Here is a 17,684-nt window from a genome sequence, read left to right on the forward strand (position 1 = left end):
ATGCGGGTATAGTTCATCGGTAGAATGCCAGCTTCCCAAGCTAGAGAGGTGGGTTCGATTCCCATTACCCGCTCCAGATGAATGCAAAGCTACATGGTTTTCCATGTAGCTTTTTTGGTATAATCGTAGATTTCACGTTTGGAGGTTCCATCATGCATGTTCCACGCACTTTCCTGTCCCAGCTCGTCCTCTGTGGCCTCACAGCCGGCCTCTTAGCCCAGCCACTCCCCGCAGCAGCCTCCCCTGAGGCTGCTGTCGCGCAGACGCCAGTCAGCAACCGCACCCTGGCCAACCGCCCTGACTTTGCTGCCAAGATGCCCGGCGAAGTCAATCCCAAAGCCATCCGCGAAGTCCGCTGGAAGACGAAGCCGCTCTATGACACGCCGATGATGAGCGTCGACACAGCCCCCAACACCATCACCATCCTCGGGCCGGCTGAAGCCACCCAGGAGCAGATGGCCGCCTTCATCAAGAAGAACAACGCCCATCCCAAACTCAACTGTACCGTCGAAGATATCGTGAACTACTATTACCAGGAAGCTGGACGCGAGGGCGTCCGTCCCGATGTCGCCCTCTGCCAGGCCCTCAAGGAGACCGGCTTTTTCGGCTATGGCGGCGATGTGGCACCAAGCCAGAACAACTTCTGCGGCCTTGGTGCCACAGGCAATCACGAGCCCGGCTACAGCTTTTCTACGCCCCAGCTTGGCGTCCGCGCCCACATCCAGCACCTGCTGGCCTATACGCGCACCACACCGCCGAGCAGCAAGCTCGTCGATCCGCGCTACCAGCATGTCGTCCGCAACCGTCCCGACCTCCACGGCAAAGTGACAAGATGGACAGGGCTCAACGGTGCCTGGGCTGTCCCCGGCAAGAACTACGGACAGGACATCCTGAATCTCTGGCGGCAGGCTCAGGCGCCGGATGCCTCCGAAGCTTCACTCCATGCTGCCGACCGCAAGATAAAGAAAGCCCCCGACGAGGCCTCCAGCTACATCTACCGCGGCATCGTCTACTACAACCGCCACGATTACAAGACTGCTGCAGCCGACTTCACGACAGCTCTGCATTTTGCGCCGCAGTCTGCCGAAGGCTACTATAACCGCGCCTTGGCTGCCACCAGGCTCGGCGATACAAAATCCGCCAGCAAGGATTACGATGCGCTGCTCAAGCTCTCACCGCAGCTGACACAGGCCTGGTACAACCGCGGACACCTGCGTTTTGACAAGAAGGACTACGATGGCGCCATCGCCGACATGATGCAGGTACTCATGCTGGAAGACCGCTCGGCCTTTGCCCGCAACCTTATCGGTGTTGCCCACGTCCAGCAGAAGAAATACGCGACCGCCTGGAGCGATTTTGCTGCAGCTGCCGCCATCAACTCGGCGGATATGGATATCCTGGCCAACCAGTTCATCATGGAGGCCTGCCTCAAACAGAAGTAAATATATACAACCGCATATAAAGACAGGGCCGCATGCTCATGAAGAGCATGCGGCCCTGTCTTATTGAACGGTAACCACGATTACTGCAGTACCGGCAATGCCACATCAATACGTTTCAGCCAGCACGTCCGCTCGCCACCGATATGGTTCAGCTTATAGACCCAAGGATTGGAGGTCGGCACGATCTTATAATCATCAGGAAGCCCCATCATCACCTTGATGCCATACTCTGTCTCCTGCTGCTGGCGGACCTGTTCCTGGGCCAGCGACTCCCAAGTATAGCCTTTGCTGTCATCGCTATGCACGATCTGCGCAAGACCGCCCCGCTCTACCATATGCGTATCATATAACGTCGCACTTGGCGGCAGCTCCGATACCAGCTTGATATGCCGCGGTACTGACGAGACCTGTACCAGGACGACCTTATCGCGGTATATCGTGCCGTCCCCGCCCGTGATGGCCGTATGGCGCGGAACGAAGGCCACGATATCCACGTACTGATCAGCAGTCGAACCTTTGACCCACAGGTATTTCGTGAAGTCCTGCAGCACCGATGCAGCCTCTACTGGTGCGCTGCGCTGCATCGTGCGCTCAAAATCCTGACGGTCCTGCTCAGAACGCCACCACGCATTGCCGCACGACAGGTCATAGGCCTTGATCTTGCCAGCCTGCAAGGCCTCACGGATCGTGTTATCCGCATCAGCAAACTGCTGGATCACCTGCTCTACGGCAGCCTTTTCCTTGGCCACAGCAGCTTTCTGGCGGCAGGCCTGATACATCTGCTTGATTTCATCGGTACCATAGCGGCTCGATGATGCCGCCCGCAGGTCAGCCTCCGCTGCCTCGAACTGGCCGCGTTTATACCGGCAGACGCCGCGCACATATTCTGCCATGCCCATCATGCCTGGGAGCATCAGATCCCGGGCACTGCGGTTATAGATTGAGGTATTGGCATCCCTTTCAGCCTGCTCATAATCGCCCAGCAAGAACCGGCAGTATGCCCGTCCTGCATAGCCCCCCAGCCGTTCATTGATATGGATGGCCTTGGTATACAGCGAAATGGCCTGCTCGTAGTCGCCGGCAGCCCGCAGCTGATTGGCCTGCTCTAAAAGCTGCACCGCCCTTTTGTTGTCCTCCGGCGTAACCTTGCGGAACACCTTCTGGTTGGCTGCAACCCGCGGAGCGTCCCAGCTGGCAGCCAGCGGGACTGCCAATACCATAGCAGCCATCAGGCTGCACATGAACTTCTTCATACTGCACCTTACTGCAGCTGCGCTGCGTATTCTGCCGGGATATCCTTGGCATTCGGTCTTGCCTCATGATAAGCCCTGTATTCCATCAATGCGCTGTCTGCTGCGCCCTGGGCACGGAAGATATCACCAGCAAGTTTGTACGCATAGGTGTTGGATTTCGGAGACTGCAGCGCCATATTGCAATCGGCCAGCGCGCTGTCCATATTTCCCATATCCTTATAGATGATGGCTCGCGCCACATAGCTCGTGCCGAGCTCCGGATTCATGGCAATAGCCTCATTGGCCATGGCCAGAGCCTCATCGAATTTGCCATGCTTGCCCAGCACTGCTGCCATGCCGCTCTTAGCCGACGGATTATTCACATCGAGCTTGGCCGAACGCTGGAACTCTTTTTCCGCCAGGTCAGTCAGGCCCATCTTCAGATACATATGGCCATTCACAGCCTTGTCACCGGAGTCATTCTTGCGGGCTGCCTGGTTTTCACGCAACTCTCTGTTCTTCTGCTTGCGCTCGAGCTCTTCCTGCAAGTATCTTGCCCGCGCATTGCTCTTCGCATCATTCTCATAAGCGCGCTCTACCAAGGTCTGGAAACGCTGTCCCAAGCCCTTTTCCATCTTCAGCGCGTTTTTCAGCGGCTTATAGGCCGGATCATTCGTGAGGAAATCCACCGATCCATCTGGCAGGGTCTTGAAATTCCACGACGTAAAGAAACGATTGTCATGGAAGCCCTTGGCAATGCCGCCAGAGATCAGATAGGCCATCTCTTCTGCATCCTGCATGCCATCAGGCTCAGCGGTCAGCAGCAGCTCTTTGTCGAAATAGATATCGTTGACATTCTTGACCTCAGTGTGACCGATACCATAATTATGCAGCAGCGCAGCCATATCCTTCAGACGCTTGCGCGTATCCGGATGGTCACTCGGATTGAAGAAATCCGTCACCTGGTCGCGGTGTTCCGTATAATAGCTCATGCGCGCCATGACAGCTGCCGGACCGCCAGGATTGAATCCAGCCGAGGCCATGACGAAAAAGCCATTGCGATCGGCATCTTTCTCATCCGGGACATTGATATTCTTGACCGACAGGAATCGGATCGTAGCATCGGACAGGGATGACAAGCTTGCACCGACCCCGAAGTTCGAAGCATTGAGGGCATCGTTAGCCATGCCCGACATAGCACTTGCCCAGGCGCTCTTAGCTGCGCTGTTGGCAATATGCTGATTGAAGCCATGGGTCATCTCATGGCCCAGCACAGCTGCTACCATATCCCTGTTGTAACCGCATTTCTGGACAAAACCATCGTAAACCGTGATGAAGTCCGCAAAATCGCAGCTGGCATTGAATTCATTGTTGGCCACGACCTGCCAACGGAATGGCAGCGAATTGTTGCGCAGGACATAATCGCCCTGCTCTACCATCTGTTTCATGATAACATCCGTCATAGCAGCTGCCTGCGCATCAACGGGGCGGTCTGCCTTGGCCTGCTGCAAAGCAAGGTCATGTCTGGCATTCTGTACCGTCGGGTTGTCGCCGGCATCGAGGAACTGCGAGCGCAAGGCATCAGACGTCACCGCCGCGTTAATGACACCGCTCAGCGCATCCATCCAGCCAAAAGCCTGTGCCGTCGGCATACCAACCGGCATCGAGACCAAAAGTCCTGCTGCCAGCAATGCCGCAGCCGCCTTTTTCTTCATCTTCTTTTGTACGATTTTCCGTCCCTGATACATAAATCCTCCTAAACAATCTTAAAACAAAAAACTTCCGGTAGATATCTCCCAAGCAGAAAATATCTAATCCGATTATAAACTTCCCCTCATGAAATTACAATATAACAGTCTTATTTTTTGTAACGATCGACCAATCCTGCCAGCCACCATTGAAGGCCGCTGCTTTTCATGCTAGGCTTAGAGTGATTCTATGAACAAGGAGTGGCTGACATGTATTATCTCGGATTCGATGTAGGCGGCAGCAGCATAAAGTACGCCGTGATTGACGACGCAGGCAGTTTCCTGCAGAAGGGCTCTGTACCAACGCCTAAGACCTTGCCGGATTTCTATGACCGGCTGCAAACTGCCAAGGACAAGCTGGCAGCGCAATACGAGCTTGCCGGCGCTGGATTCAGCCTGCCCGGAGCTGTCGACGACAAAGCCGGTATGATTGGCGGCAGCAGTGCTCTGCCCTATATCCATGATTTCCCGATTCGCGACGCTCTGGCCGCCATGCTCAAACTGCCCATTGCCATGGAAAACGATGCCAACTGCGCCGCCCTCGGCGAGGTTTGGACTGGCGCCGGCCGCGACTATCAAGATGTCGCTTTCTTCGTGCTTGGCACCGGCGTCGGCGGCGCCCTCGTCCACAACAAGCAAATCATCCACGGTGCCCATCTGCATGGCGGCGAGTTCGGCTACATCTATGTAAACGAACGCCAGGATATCCTCAGCGAAAGTGGCTGTTCGGGCGCCTTGGTCCGCCAGCTGGCCAAGGCACGCAATATTCCCAGCGAGGAGCTGGACGGCCGCATCATCTTCCAAATGGCTGAGGACGGCGACAATGAGGCCCGCCGCTATATCGACGATATGTACGAACATCTGGCCCGGGCCATCTACGATATCCAATACATCTTCGATCCCGAGGCCTTCCTGATTGGCGGCGCAATCAGCGCCCGCTCTGACCTCATCCCCAATATCGAGGAGCATGTGAGCCGCATCATCCATCATGCCCGTGTCGCCCGCATCCACCCGACCATCGTCGCCTGCCAGCACGGCAACGATGCCAACCTGCTCGGTGCCGTCGCCAACCTCAAGCAAAAACTCCATACCCCAAAATAAACGAAGCCCCTGGCACGATATGCTATCATGCCAGGGGCTTATGCTATCTATCCTTTGTCCAGGCCTAAGTCGGCCATGACCTTCAGCATCTTTTCTGTATGGAGGGGCTTGGACGCATAAGCATCACAGCCGAGCTGGAAAGCTTGATCGACGACGTTGACATCGGCAATCGCCGTCACCATCAGGATCTTGGCCCTTCTTGCCTCGGGGATGCGGTATTGCTCCTCTAGGCCGCGAACAACCTTCAGTACCTTGAGCCCGTCTACTTTAGGCATCATGATGTCCAGGCAGAGCAGGTCATACGGATCCCGTTTCTCCACCGACTCGAGGACATGATCGATTGTCTCCATACCATCAGCCGCCAAGTCGCAACTGCCATATGCCTTCATGAATTCTTCCAGAGCCATGCGGTTCCGCCGGTCATCGTCTGCAATCAGTATCTTCATGCCTCATCCTCCGCCTAGGTTCGTCCTGCACTTTCCTATCAGCATAAGCATACTACAAAAGCCCACGCTTGTACAGCTTTTACGCCAGCGCTTACCTGCGGGCCGCCCCCGTAGAGTCGCGGGGGATCAGCACATTGTCGAGCATGACACGCTTGCTCTTGCCACCCTTGATCTTCTCCGTCAGCAAAGTGGCCGCATTGCTGCCGAGCTGGAACATATTCTGATCCATGGTCGTCAGCTTGGGCTCGACGAGCCGTGACAGCGAGATATTATCGTAACCCATGACCGAGATGTCCTGGGGCACCTTGCGCCCCAGGCGCTTGCAGGCGTTGAGCGCACCCACGGCCATGAGGTCGTTACAGCAGAAGATTGCGGTAGGCTCTGTCTGCGGGATGACTTCCAGCAGCCGCGCCATCGTCGAGTCGACAGTTTCCACGCCATTGCCCTCGCCAATGTTCACGACAAGGGATTCCTCCAGCATGGATTTTTCTGTCATCAGCTCACGATACGCCTCTTCCTTGATGGTATACGAGTCAGAATTCACGCCGCGCACGAACATTATGCGCTCGTGGCCGAGACCCTCAAGATACTCGAGGGCCTGCCGCGAGCCCAGTTTCTCATCATTGGCCACGTAGGATACATTGGCAATGCGATGATAGCCGTTGATGAATACGAGCGGAATGCGCTTGACCAGCTCCGCGTAAAAGCTCTCCTTGATATCGGCCGTATTCGGGCTGATGACGATGATGCCCGAAACATTGCGCGATACCAGCGCATTGATGCAGTTCATTTCCTGCTGGGGATCGTTCTTCGCACAGTTCAGCAGCAAGGAAAGACCATCCTTGCGGACGGTCTCCTCAATGCCATCGATGACTTCGGCAAAGAACATATTATATAGACCAGGTACGACAACGCCGATGGTCGATGAGCGGCGGGTATTGAGCTCCCGCGCCTGCACATTCGGGACGTAGTGAAGCGTCTCGATGGCTTTCTGGACGCGCTCCCGTGTCTCCACCTTGACCGGATAGTTGCCGTTGACTACACGCGAGACGGTAGCCACCGACACCCCGGCCAGCTTGGCCACATCGACGATTGTCGCGTTTTTCATATCTTCCATAGATGACTTCCTGCTTTCTCTGATGCCCTGCCGAAACAGCTTGCCTCAGGTCAGGCTCTCCACGAAGCGGTCGAAGGCTTCCAGGCCCTCCTCGTCACGCTTGTAGACACCTGCATGGGTGAGCACCGTCTTGAACACCTGACCGATTTCCTCCTTAAGGACATCCTCAACCTGCGCCGCAGTGACCTGCGGATATTTCGCCACCAGCTCCTTATACCAATCGCCATGCTTGGCAATGCTTTCGATGCCTGCGATATCAGGCGTACCCTTGACGAGCTCCTCACCGACCAGTCGCATCTCTTCCTTGAGGCGGGCTGGCAGCACCGCCAGTCCCATGACCTCGATGAGGCCGATGTTTTCCTTCTTGATATGATGGACTTCGGCATGAGGATGGAAAATCCCCAGCGGATGCTCCGCGCTCGTGCGGTTGTTGCGCAGCACGAGATCGAGCTCGTAAAGGCTGCCGCGGCGGCGCGCAATCGGCGTGATCGTATTATGGGGCTCACCGTCACTCTCGGCCAGGATGCCGACACTTGCATCGCTATAGGAGCGCCAAGCCACGAGGATCTTCTCGGCCAATTCGGCCAGAGCCTCACGGTCTTCCCCTGTCAGCCGCAGCGTCGACATCGGCCACTTGACGCGGCCGGCCTTGATCGACGGATAATCCTTGAACACGTAGCCCTTCTCGATGGGCGCCTTGGCCATCGCAAAGGTATAGCGCCCGCCCTGATAGTGGTCATGGGACAGGATGGAGCCGCCAACGATTGGCAGGTCAGCATTCGAGCCGAGGAAATAATGCGGGAAAATCGTGACGAAATCCAGCAGGTTCTCAAAGCTCTTGCGCGATACCTTCATCGGGATATGCTTGCGGTTCAGCACGATGCAGTGCTCGTTGTAGTACGTGTACGGCGAGTACTGCAGGAACCAGCGATGGCCCGCCAGCCGCAGCGGGATAAGGCGGTGGGTCTGGCGCGCCGGATGCCCGGCGTGACCAGCATAGCCCTCATTCTCCCGGCAAAGCAGGCATTTCGGATACGAACCCGATTTTACTAGCTTAGCCTTGGCGATATCACGCGGATCCTTCTCGGGTTTCGACAAGTTTATCGTGATATCGAGATTGCCGTACTCCGTCGCCGTCTGCCAGACGATATTCTTGTCGATACGATCCTTGCGGATGTAGTTCGAGGCGATGCTGAGCTTGTAGAAATTATCCGTTGCCGCCTTCGGTGCCCGCGCATAATCGCTGTTGAAGCGGCGGATAACCTCCGACGGACGTGGCATCACGCAATCCATGATACGCGTATCGAAGAGGTCACGTTCGCTCACGGTATCCTCGATAAGCCCCTGTGCCACCGCGTAAGCGAGCATATCCTGGAGGATTGGCGCAGCTGTTTCCAGCATTTCACTGATTTCTTCTGGCACAAACTCCTCAACATGCAGTACATCAAGCAGTCTGTTAGCCGTATAATAAGTATCTTCTTCATTCATGAGTCCGCGCTGCTTGGCAAAATGCAGCAGGCGGTTGATTTCTGTATTGATTGACACTGTGATCTTCCTTTCGGCTGAAACTTCCTTCGATTATTTCTCGTAGCCGTCCGGGTGTTTCTGATGCCAGTTCCAGGCCGTGCCGATGACCTGCTCGACATCCGTGTAGCGCGGGTTCCAGCCCAGGACCTTGCGTGCCTTCTCGCTTGACGCGATCAGCTGGGCCGGATCGCCAGCACGGCGCTTGCCCATCTCGACCTTTATTTCCTTGCCCGTGGCCTTCTTGGCTGCCTCGATCATCTCCTTGACCGAGAAGCCCTTGCCATTGCCAAGGTTGAAGATATTGCTCTCGCCGCCCTTGCGCAGATACTCCAGCGCCAGTACATGGGCATCGGCCAGATCGATGACATGGATGTAATCGCGCAGGCAAGTGCCATCCGGCGTCGCATAATCGTCACCAAACACCGTGATATGATCACGCTTGCCCAGCGGCACCTGCAGGATCAGCGGTATGAGATGCGTCTCAGGATGATGATCCTCACCAATCGAGCCATCATCGAGAGCACCCGCTGCGTTGAAGTAGCGCAGCGACACATAGCGGATGCCATCGGCACGGCTGACCCACTTCATCATCTTCTCCATCGTGCGCTTGGTCTCGCCATAGGTATTCGTCGGATTCGTCTCATCATCTTCCATGATCGGCACGCGCTTGGGCTCGCCATAAACGGCCGCCGTCGAGGAGAACACGATCTTGTCAACACCGTGACGGACCATAGCCTCGAGCAATACCTGCATGCCATAGACATTGTTGTTGAAGTATTTGAGGGGCTTTTCCATGCTCTCACCCACCAGCGAATTAGCCGCAAAGTGGATGACCGCCTCGATCTTATTCTCCGTGAAGATCTTGTCGAGAACAGATGCATCGCGGATGTCCCCCTCGTAGAACTTCGCCTTCGGGTTCAGCGCGTCGCGATGCCCCGACTGCAGATTGTCGACAATGACGACCTCCTCGCCTTTGCCCACAAGCTGATGAACGGCATGGGAACCGATATAGCCGGCACCGCCGCAAACTAGAATAGACATACTGGAGACTCCCTTTCTATCGCTAAATGATCAAAACAGAAATCGCTTTCTATTTTATCACGTTTTCTATTCGTTTTCTATGCTGCTTTTCTGGATTCTTTTCTCAGCTCAGGCGATGCGTGCCATCGGCAATGCTGGCCACATAGAAGCTCGGCGCATAACCGATGATATCCGTATAAGCCTTGCCGATCTTTTCCTTGAAGGCCGGGATCGCATCGTTGCGGACCAGGCTGACCGTACAGCCGCCAAAGCCAGCCCCCGTCATGCGCGAGCCGATGACCCCCTCCTGCGCCCAGGCGAGCTCAGCCAGCGTATCGAGGTTCTTGCCCGTGACATCGTAGTCATCCCGCAACGAGAAATGAGACTCATCCATCAGACGGCCAAACTCCTCGACATCATCCTGCTCCAATGCCTCGACAGCCTCGAGTGTGCGGTTGTTCTCATAGACAGCGTGACGGGCGCGCTGGCGCTCCAGCTGCTCCTCGATATGCCCGGCAATCATGTTGAACTCCTGATTGGAAAGCTCGCCAAGGGCTGAAAGCTCCGGCTTCACTTCCTTGAGCTCATTGAGCGCGTGCTCACACTGAGCGCGGCGGACATTATAGGCGCTGGATGCCAGGCTGTGCGGCTTGTTGGTATTCGTGATGACGATGCTCGCATCCTTGAGCGCGATCTTGCTGTAACGGTAGGAAAGCGTATTGCAGTCCAGCAGGATAGCGCAGTCTTTCTTGCCCATGCCCACCGCGAACTGATCCATGATGCCGCAGTTGACGCCGACAAACACATTCTCCGCTTTCTGGGAGAGCTTGACCATATCGACCATATCGAGGCCGAAACCAAAAGCATCATTGAGGATGACTGCCGTCAGCACTTCGATCGATGCCGATGAGGAAAGACCAGAACCGCCTGGCAGCGTACCGTTGATGACGATATCGAAACCGTGGCTGCAGGCGTGACCAGCCTGCTCGAATACACTGACCACCCCCATCGGGTAGTTGGCCCAGTCCTTGGCCTTGTCGTATTTGAGATCCGTCATCGGAAACTCGATGACACCCTTATCAGCCAGATTCATGGAGTAGACGCGCGTCTTATCATCGTCGCGGTCAGCCACCAGCGCATAGGTACCAAGGGAAATCGCACAGGGAAAGACATGACCGCCATTATAGTCGGTATGCTCGCCAATCAGGTTGACGCGGCCCGGCGAAAAATAGCTGCGCGTTGCTTTCTCGCCGAATTTTTCCGTAAAAACCGCTTTCATTTCTGTCAAGATTTCCTGCTCCATGTTCAATTCCTCCCTAAAATTAAGTAAACGTTTTCATTTTGTGGTAAAAACATAATGCAAAGCGGATCTTCATCGCATTTGCATTGCATTTCTTTTTGTTGTCTCTAGTTTACCGCTATTCCGAGTGAAAGTCAAGAATTTTGTAAACGTTTTCTTACATTGAGGAAATATGAGCTCCTGCAGTCATGACTGGCTGCAAGAGCCCATCTACATCATGCTTCCTCCTGCTGCGGATTGTTCAGCTTATTGAACAGTTCCTCGAAGCGCTTGTTGATCTCGTTATGGGTATCCTTGGTAATCTGCGGCATGTCGTCCTGCCCCATGGCATCCTTCCAAGTGATACCAGCCTGCCGGAAGCCTTCCTCGACAGCATCCTGCATAGCCTTGAGTTTCTCCGGGTCACCACCGGCAATCGACGTAGCCATGTCCATGATGCGCGTCGCCACGCTGTCCACCGAATAAGCACCACCGTCAGCAACTGCCTTGGCAGCCTCTTCAGGCGTCGTAGCAACTTCTGGCAATGCGAACTTGTCCGCGCCAATCAGGATACCTTCAAAGTTCAGCTTGCCGATGCCTTGATCGAGCCAGCCCTGCAGCTTGAGATTCTGCTCAGTCAGCGTTTTGATCATGAGCTGATAGCTCTTCTGGATTCCCTCTTTGAGGATATCTACCTGTTCAGCCGTCATGCCCTTCGTGGCCCCCGAGGCCTTCTGAGCCGCCTCGGAAATATCGAGACTATACGCCTCGGTTGTCGTAGTTGTTGTGGTCAGATTCTTCGCGGCATCCGTCGTCGTCGACGTTGTCGTTTTCTTGTAGCTCGCACTCAGTGCAGCGGTCTGCTGGGAGAGCGAAGCAATGTTGTTGACATCCATGTTAGCTTCCTCCTTAATGTTTAACACTTACACTTACACATATCAGAGTAAAGTATTCCTATTTATATTATCCATGAAACCACGACAAAAAGCAAGCAGAAAATCGCGCACTTTTCCTGTATACATCGATGGATATCATGAGAATTTGACCGAGTGGATAACCTTATAGCCTTTGGCCTCGATTTTCGCTTTGATGTCTGCTACATCAGGGATATCACCACGGATGACGATCTCATAGCTGCCATCCGGCTGCTTGCAGGTCACGAGACTGTCAATCGACAGGCCCTCACTGGCAAAGATCCCCGACAGCTCATTGACCACGCCGACCTTGTTGTCGACCTGCACGGTAATCCTCGTCTTGCCCCCCGTGAGTTCCATGACATCGACAAAGGTCTTGAAGATATCGGTCTCGGTAATCACACCGACAACAGCACCGACCTGGGAGACCACCGGCAGGCCCCCGATTTTCTTGTCGTACATGATAAGGGCGGCCTCTTCTATCGTCGCATCCTCGCTGACCGAAATGACATCCTTATTCATGATTTCCGCCACCTTGAGCTTGGCCAGCAGGGATTTTTCCTCATAGCGCGACAGCGTCGTCGCGGGTGACGGAGCTACGCGCATGAGGTCCTTATCGCTGAAGAACCCCACCAGCTTGCCATCCTCGACCACCGGCAGGCGGCGGAAATTCCCCTTCTTCATTGCCAGCGCCGCATCATCAAGCGAAGTGTCAGGCGTTACTGTTACAGGATTTTTAGCCATGCGATTTGCAACAAACATATTGATATCCTCCGTTTCCCTACCCGAAACCATATTCGGGATTTTGATGTTTTGATAGTAAAAGGATTCGCCAAAAGCCAGCGAATCCCTTCTTCCTTATGATATATGAACCTTAGCCGCCCAGATATGCCTTGCGGACGTCCTCGCTGGCTGCAAGTTCCTTCGCATCGCCCGCAAGCGTGATGCGGCCCGTCTCCAGCACATAGGCGCGGTTGGCAATCGACAGCGCCATGTTGGCATTCTGCTCAACGAGCAGCACCGTCGTGCCAGCCTTGTTGATATCGACGATGATATTGAAGATTTCCTTGATCAGCAGCGGTGCCAAGCCCATCGACGGCTCATCGAGAAGCAAGAGCCGCGGCCGGCTCATCAGTGCACGCCCCATCGCGAGCATCTGCTGCTCGCCGCCCGATAAGGTGCCGGCAATCTGATCCTTGCGCTCCTCAAGACGCGGGAACAGCTCAAAGACATGCTTGATATCGGCCTTGATGCCGTCTTTATCCTTGCGTGTGAACGCCCCCAGATCGAGATTCTCCATGACCGACATCTCCGCAAAGATGCGGCGTCCCTCAGGCACCTGGCTGATGCCTGTGCGGACGATCTCATGGGCGCGGATGCCAGCAATATCCTGCCCCTCAAAGGTAATCGTGCCAGTCTTCGGTTTGAGCAGTCCCGAAATCGTGCGCAGCGTCGTCGACTTGCCGGCGCCATTTGCCCCGATGAGCGTTACGATCTCGCCCTGGTTTACCTCAAGACTGATGCCTTTTATCGCATGGATGGCGCCATAATAGACGTTCACGTCCTTCAGTTCCAACATCTTGCCCATTATGCTTCGCCTCCCAAATATGCCCGGATGACCTCGGGATCATTCTTGATATCCGCCGGTGTCCCCTGCGCGATGATCATGCCATACTCCAGCACGTAAATGCGCTCACAGATGCCCATGACAAGGCTCATATCATGCTCGATGAGCAGGATCGTAAGGCCAAACTCCTTGCGGATCCAGGCAATCATCTCCATGAGTTCCTTCGTCTCCTGCGGGTTCATGCCAGCTGCCGGCTCATCCAGCAGCAGCAGTTTCGGCTTGGCCGCCAGCGCCCGCGCAATCTCCAAGCGGCGCTGAGCGCCGTAAGGCAGATTCTTCGCCAGCTCCTCAGCCTTATCCTCCAGATGGAAGATTTTCAGCAGCTTGCGGGCCTCCTCCTCGATCCGCTCCTCTTCCTTGAAATAGCGCCCCACACGAAAAACCGACTCCAACAGGCCATATTTGACATGGAAGTGGAATGCGATCTTGACGTTCTCGAGGACCGTAAGTTCCGCGAACAGGCGGATGTTCTGGAAGGTACGCGCGATGCCGCGCTGGGTGATCTGATAAGGCTTGAGCCCGACGATGCTCTTGCCATCAAACGTGATGTCCCCCGTCGTCGGCTGATAGACGCCCGTAATCAGGTTGAAGGCCGTCGTCTTGCCAGCACCATTCGGACCGATAAGGCCGATGAGCTCGCCCTTGTTGATATGGAAATTGAAGTCCGAGACCGCCTTGAGGCCGCCGAATACCTCGGACACATCAGTTGCTTTGAGTAATTCGTTTGCCATCAGTTACGGCCTCCTTTCCGGAAAATCTTGCGCAGGATGCCCATGTTCGTGACCTCCATGTAGCCGAACAGCCCTTGCGGACGATAGAACATCAGCAGGATAAGTGCCAGCGCATAGATGATCATGCGGAACTCGGGCCAGCTGGCCAGCGCCGCCGAAATGAACGTGACGACAAACGCACCGGCAATGGAGCCCGTAATCGAGCCCAGACCGCCCATGACCACCATGATCAGATAGTTGAAGGACTGCATGAACGTGAACGAGTTCGGGCTGACGAGATAGAAACAATGGGCAAACAAGCCGCCAGCCACGCCGGCAAAGGCCGCACCGATCGTGAAGGCCATGACCTTGAACTTCGTCGTGTTGACGCCCATCGACTCAGCTGCGATCTCATTCTCACGGATGGCCAGGCAGGCGCGGCCATGATTCGAGTTCACGAAATTCTTGATGAAGAACAGCGCAAACAGCATGAGGAAGAATACCCAGGCAAAATTCGTATGATGCGGGATGCCCTTGAAACCTGCAGCACCGCCGACATAGTCGATATTCATGATGACGACGCGGATGATCTCGCCAAGGCCCAGCGTCGCAATGGCCAGATAGTCACCACGCAGGCGCAGTGTCGGGATACCGATGAGGAACCCCAGGAAACCAGCTGCTACACCGCCAGCGAGCAGAGCCACGGCAAAGGGCATATGGAAATTCGTCGTGAGCACGATGCCCACATAAGCACCGACAGCCATAAAGCCCGCATGGCCCAGCGAGAACTGGCCCGTATAGCCATTGATGAGATTGAGGCTGACGGCCATGATGATGTTGATGCCAACGATCAACAGGTTCAGCTGCCAGAACGAACTCAATACGCGTCCCGTGATAAGCCCCTGCAAGACCGCGAACAGGATAATGGCGAAGCCCAGCATGATACAGTCATTCTTGCGTAAATATTTCATGATGCTCCCCCCTTAAACCTTTTCTTTCGTATTCTTACCGAAGATTCCCGTCGGCTTGAACAGGAGCACCAGGATCAGGATGGCAAATGCTGCGGCATCACGGAATGTGGACGAGACAAAGCCCGAGACAAAGGCCTCGACAATACCGAGAATAAGGCCACCGACCACAGCTCCTGGCAGGATGCCGATGCCGCCCAGAACAGCGGCGACAAAGGCCTTGAGGCCCGGCATGATGCCCATGAGCGGGTCAATGGAGTTGTAGTAGACACCGACGAGCACACCAGCCACAGCCGCCAACGAGGAGCCGATGCCGAACGTGATCGAGATGATGCGGTCAGAATCGATACCCATGAGCTGGGCCGTCTCCGTGTCGAAGGAAGCCGCGCGCATGGCCTTGCCGGTCTTCGTCCGGTGAACCACATAGGTAAGGATGACCATCAGGATAGCCGTGATGCCAAGGATCAGCATCTGCTGGCCGTTGATGACGATACCGCCGATATTTATGGCAACGTCGCCAAACATAGCCGGGAACGTGCGCGGCGTCGGCGACACGAAATACATGCTCGTATACTCGAGAAAGAATGACACGCCAATAGCCGTGATGAGTACCGATATACGCGGCGCATGGCGCAATGGCTTATAAGCAAGCTTTTCGACCACCATGCCGAGAATGCCGGTAACGACAAATGAAAGCAAGAGTGCGGGTACGATTGAGAGTTTTGCCTGCGTAATCGCATAAAAACCGATATATGCGCCCACCATGTAGATATCGCCATGAGCGAAGTTGATGAGCTTGATGATACCGTAAATCATCGTATAGCCTAACGCAATCAGCGCATAAATGCTGCCCAGCGAAATGCCATTGACGAGCTGCTGCAGGACCTGGTGCGTAAATTCCATAATATCCTCCTTGCCGCGTCCGTCCATGAAGGACAACCGGCGATAGTCTAAAGGGCCGCATCACTGCGGCCCTCTGATTCTGCCTTATTGGCTCAATCACTCAGCATCCGGCATGATCTTAGCAACCATGACGCGGTCGCCGTTCTTGTTCTCCAGGATAACTGCCTGTTTGATTGGGTTGTGATTCTTGTCCATCGTGATCGTTCCCGTGCCGACCTTGAGGTCTTTGGTCTGTTCCAATGCCTCGCGGATCTTCTCCGGGTCATCGCTGCCAGCGCGCTTGATGGCATCGGCAAGCATCTTGCCGGCATCATAGCCGAGAGCGGCGAATACGTTCGGTGCATGGCCATACTCTTTCGTGAAGGCATCGATGAAGCCCTTGACCTCAGTATCCTTATCGGAATAATGGGTGCTGAAGTAAGTCTTATTCAGCGCATCAGCACCGGCGATATCTGCGACCTTCGAATCATCCCAGCCGTCCGTGCCGAGGAACGCCTGCGTGAAACCAAGCTCGCGAGCCTGTTTTACGATCTTGCCGACTTCTTCATAGTAAGCCGGAACGAAAACGACATCAGCATTTGCCGTCTTGAGTTTCGTCAAAGCGGCCTTGAAGTCCTGATCCTTGGCCAGGAAAGCCTCTTCCATAAGGACTTTGCCGCCAGCGGCCTCAAACTTCTCCTTGAATACCTTGCCCAGGCTCTTGGAGTAATCGGAGCTGTTATCGACATAAATGACTGCAGTCTTGGCTTTGAGGTCGTTTACTGCGAACTTCGCCATGACCGAACCCTGCTGCGGGTCGATGAAGCAGCTGCGGAAGATGAACGGTTTGACCTTGCCGTTTTCCACCGTTACATCAGGGCTCGTAGCATCCGGTGCGATGACCGGTATCTTGTTATCCGTAGCCACCTGGGACTCAGCGATGACGTTTGCCGTTACTGCCGGGCCGACGATGACCTTGACCTTGTCGTCAGAAATCAGCTTTGTAGCTGCATTGACGGCCTCCGAGGCCTCAGACTTATTATCAGCCTCGACGACTTTGAGTTTCTTGCCATTGATGCCGCCAGCCTCATTGATTTCCTTGATGGCGAGATTGAAACCATCAAGGGTAGCCTGGCCGTAGTTGGCTACATTGCCCGTGCGCTCGAAGTTGGCGCCGATCTTGATCTCATCAGCATTGCCCTCGTCCCCACAACCGGCAAATACACTACCCATGAGCATCGTGCCCGCAAGCACACTCATGAGCTTCAGACTTTTCTTGCTGAAATTCATGTGAATTCCTCCCTTGTCCGTCAAACAATTCAACGATGGAACTAATTATAGTTTACAAGTTTACAAAAGTCAATGTATTTTTAGAAAATATAGCTATATATTTTATTCATTTGTGTTTTATCGGTAGACTTCATCACAATGCAACTGCATTTTATATCATTTATTCGGTATATTTGATAAGAAAGTACAGTATACAATAAACAATCTACTCTGTTCTTGTTTCTATATATTAGACATTTCTTGAAAAAGTCCTGCTCAAAAAGAAAAAATTCATCATTGCTGTAAAATTGCAGTTTGTCTGTTAGTGCGTGCGGAACGGAATCCCGATAGTACGCAGCTCGGGGTTCACGGGGTAGTACTTTTTCTGTTTCCGCTGAATGG

16 protein-coding genes and 1 tRNA gene are annotated in these 17,684 nt (G+C 54.5%); 3 read left to right on the forward strand and 14 right to left on the reverse strand.

Annotated elements, in window-relative coordinates:
- Positions 1 to 2 precede the first annotated feature (2 nt).
- Both BM322_RS12240 and BM322_RS12245 read left to right on the forward strand, forming a co-directional pair.
- Positions 3 to 76: transfer RNA gene (locus BM322_RS12240), tRNA-Gly, on the forward strand.
- Positions 77 to 152: 76 nt separating this feature from the next.
- Positions 153 to 1,442: a glucosaminidase domain-containing protein gene (locus BM322_RS12245; RefSeq protein ID WP_075430887.1), complete on the forward strand. Its 1,290-nt coding sequence runs from the start codon at positions 153 to 155 to the stop codon at positions 1,440 to 1,442.
- Positions 1,443 to 1,522: 80 nt separating this feature from the next.
- On the opposite strand, the gene BM322_RS12250 is transcribed toward BM322_RS12245, so the two are convergent.
- Positions 1,523 to 2,695 (reverse strand): hypothetical protein, encoded by a 1,173-nt coding sequence (locus BM322_RS12250; protein ID WP_075430888.1) that lies wholly within the window; start codon positions 2,693 to 2,695, stop codon positions 1,523 to 1,525.
- An 8-nt stretch (positions 2,696 to 2,703) separates the two neighbouring features.
- A complete protein-coding gene (locus tag BM322_RS12255) occupies positions 2,704 to 4,422 on the reverse strand; it encodes a M48 family metalloprotease (protein WP_075430890.1) in 1,719 nt (572 codons plus the stop codon).
- Positions 4,423 to 4,632: 210 nt separating this feature from the next.
- Here BM322_RS12255 and BM322_RS12260 point away from each other — a divergent pair, with 210 nt between their 5' ends.
- Positions 4,633 to 5,523, forward strand: coding sequence for an ROK family protein (locus BM322_RS12260; RefSeq protein ID WP_075430892.1), 891 nt, complete (start codon positions 4,633 to 4,635; stop codon positions 5,521 to 5,523).
- Positions 5,524 to 5,570: 47 nt separating this feature from the next.
- Here the strand turns inward: BM322_RS12260 and BM322_RS12265 are convergent, their stop codons facing one another.
- The 12 genes from BM322_RS12265 to BM322_RS12320 form a co-directional block, all read right to left on the reverse strand.
- Positions 5,571 to 5,969, reverse strand: a complete 399-nt coding sequence (locus BM322_RS12265; RefSeq protein ID WP_075430894.1) for a PleD family two-component system response regulator — start codon at positions 5,967 to 5,969, stop codon at positions 5,571 to 5,573.
- Positions 5,970 to 6,060: 91 nt separating this feature from the next.
- On the reverse strand, positions 6,061 to 7,086 hold the full coding sequence (locus BM322_RS12270) for a LacI family DNA-binding transcriptional regulator (RefSeq protein ID WP_075430896.1): 1,026 nt from the start codon (positions 7,084 to 7,086) through the stop codon (positions 6,061 to 6,063).
- Between the two features lie 45 nt (positions 7,087 to 7,131).
- Complete coding sequence (galT, locus tag BM322_RS12275) at positions 7,132 to 8,631, reverse strand: UDP-glucose--hexose-1-phosphate uridylyltransferase (protein WP_075430898.1); 1,500 nt, start codon at positions 8,629 to 8,631, stop codon at positions 7,132 to 7,134.
- A 33-nt stretch (positions 8,632 to 8,664) separates the two neighbouring features.
- On the reverse strand, positions 8,665 to 9,654 hold the full coding sequence (galE, locus tag BM322_RS12280; protein ID WP_075430900.1) for a UDP-glucose 4-epimerase GalE: 990 nt from the start codon (positions 9,652 to 9,654) through the stop codon (positions 8,665 to 8,667).
- A gap of 103 nt (positions 9,655 to 9,757) precedes the next feature.
- Positions 9,758 to 10,936 carry a galactokinase gene (locus BM322_RS12285; RefSeq protein ID WP_075430902.1) on the reverse strand — a complete coding sequence of 393 codons (1,179 nt, stop codon included), beginning with the start codon at positions 10,934 to 10,936 and terminating at the stop codon, positions 9,758 to 9,760.
- 212 nt (positions 10,937 to 11,148) lie between these two features.
- Positions 11,149 to 11,808 (reverse strand): hypothetical protein, encoded by a 660-nt coding sequence (locus tag BM322_RS12290; RefSeq protein ID WP_075430904.1) that lies wholly within the window; start codon positions 11,806 to 11,808, stop codon positions 11,149 to 11,151.
- 135 nt (positions 11,809 to 11,943) lie between these two features.
- A complete protein-coding gene (locus tag BM322_RS12295; RefSeq protein WP_075430906.1) occupies positions 11,944 to 12,588 on the reverse strand; it encodes a CBS domain-containing protein in 645 nt (214 codons plus the stop codon).
- Positions 12,589 to 12,700: 112 nt separating this feature from the next.
- Positions 12,701 to 13,405, reverse strand: a complete 705-nt coding sequence (locus tag BM322_RS12300) for an ABC transporter ATP-binding protein (RefSeq protein ID WP_075430916.1) — start codon at positions 13,403 to 13,405, stop codon at positions 12,701 to 12,703.
- A gap of 8 nt (positions 13,406 to 13,413) precedes the next feature.
- Positions 13,414 to 14,184 carry an ABC transporter ATP-binding protein gene (locus BM322_RS12305; RefSeq protein WP_075430908.1) on the reverse strand — a complete coding sequence of 257 codons (771 nt, stop codon included), beginning with the start codon at positions 14,182 to 14,184 and terminating at the stop codon, positions 13,414 to 13,416.
- The gene (locus tag BM322_RS12310; RefSeq protein ID WP_075430910.1) at positions 14,184 to 15,134 is read right to left on the reverse strand and encodes a branched-chain amino acid ABC transporter permease; all 951 of its coding nucleotides are present in this window, start codon (positions 15,132 to 15,134) and stop codon (positions 14,184 to 14,186) included. Before BM322_RS12310 ends, BM322_RS12305 begins: the two co-directional genes overlap by 1 nt.
- A gap of 12 nt (positions 15,135 to 15,146) precedes the next feature.
- Positions 15,147 to 16,034 carry a branched-chain amino acid ABC transporter permease gene (locus BM322_RS12315; protein ID WP_075430912.1) on the reverse strand — a complete coding sequence of 296 codons (888 nt, stop codon included), beginning with the start codon at positions 16,032 to 16,034 and terminating at the stop codon, positions 15,147 to 15,149.
- Positions 16,035 to 16,130: 96 nt separating this feature from the next.
- Positions 16,131 to 17,303, reverse strand: a complete 1,173-nt coding sequence (locus BM322_RS12320) for an ABC transporter substrate-binding protein (RefSeq protein WP_075430914.1) — start codon at positions 17,301 to 17,303, stop codon at positions 16,131 to 16,133.
- Positions 17,304 to 17,684 lie beyond the last annotated feature (381 nt).

The organism is Selenomonas sp. GACV-9 (assembly GCA_900116485.1).
GTDB classification, from domain to species: domain Bacteria; phylum Bacillota; class Negativicutes; order Selenomonadales; family Selenomonadaceae; genus Selenomonas_A; species Selenomonas_A ruminantium_G.

Excerpts from the sequence above, each read along its gene's own strand:
- BM322_RS12245 (WP_075430887.1), top strand. The coding sequence starts at position 153 with ATGCATGTTCCACGCACTTTCCTGTCCCAGCTCGTCCTCTGTGGCCTC.
- BM322_RS12250 (WP_075430888.1), bottom strand. The coding sequence starts at position 2,695 with ATGAAGAAGTTCATGTGCAGCCTGATGGCTGCTATGGTATTGGCAGTC.
- BM322_RS12255 (WP_075430890.1), bottom strand. The coding sequence starts at position 4,422 with ATGTATCAGGGACGGAAAATCGTACAAAAGAAGATGAAGAAAAAGGCG.
- BM322_RS12260 (WP_075430892.1), top strand. The coding sequence starts at position 4,633 with ATGTATTATCTCGGATTCGATGTAGGCGGCAGCAGCATAAAGTACGCC.
- BM322_RS12265 (WP_075430894.1), bottom strand. The coding sequence starts at position 5,969 with ATGAAGATACTGATTGCAGACGATGACCGGCGGAACCGCATGGCTCTG.
- BM322_RS12270 (WP_075430896.1), bottom strand. The coding sequence starts at position 7,086 with ATGGAAGATATGAAAAACGCGACAATCGTCGATGTGGCCAAGCTGGCC.
- galE (WP_075430900.1), bottom strand. The coding sequence starts at position 9,654 with ATGTCTATTCTAGTTTGCGGCGGTGCCGGCTATATCGGTTCCCATGCC.
- BM322_RS12285 (WP_075430902.1), bottom strand. The coding sequence starts at position 10,936 with ATGGAGCAGGAAATCTTGACAGAAATGAAAGCGGTTTTTACGGAAAAA.
- BM322_RS12290 (WP_075430904.1), bottom strand. The coding sequence starts at position 11,808 with ATGGATGTCAACAACATTGCTTCGCTCTCCCAGCAGACCGCTGCACTG.
- BM322_RS12295 (WP_075430906.1), bottom strand. The coding sequence starts at position 12,588 with ATGTTTGTTGCAAATCGCATGGCTAAAAATCCTGTAACAGTAACGCCT.
- BM322_RS12300 (WP_075430916.1), bottom strand. The coding sequence starts at position 13,405 with ATGTTGGAACTGAAGGACGTGAACGTCTATTATGGCGCCATCCATGCG.
- BM322_RS12305 (WP_075430908.1), bottom strand. The coding sequence starts at position 14,184 with ATGGCAAACGAATTACTCAAAGCAACTGATGTGTCCGAGGTATTCGGC.
- BM322_RS12310 (WP_075430910.1), bottom strand. The coding sequence starts at position 15,134 with ATGAAATATTTACGCAAGAATGACTGTATCATGCTGGGCTTCGCCATT.
- BM322_RS12315 (WP_075430912.1), bottom strand. The coding sequence starts at position 16,034 with ATGGAATTTACGCACCAGGTCCTGCAGCAGCTCGTCAATGGCATTTCG.
- BM322_RS12320 (WP_075430914.1), bottom strand. The coding sequence starts at position 17,303 with ATGAATTTCAGCAAGAAAAGTCTGAAGCTCATGAGTGTGCTTGCGGGC.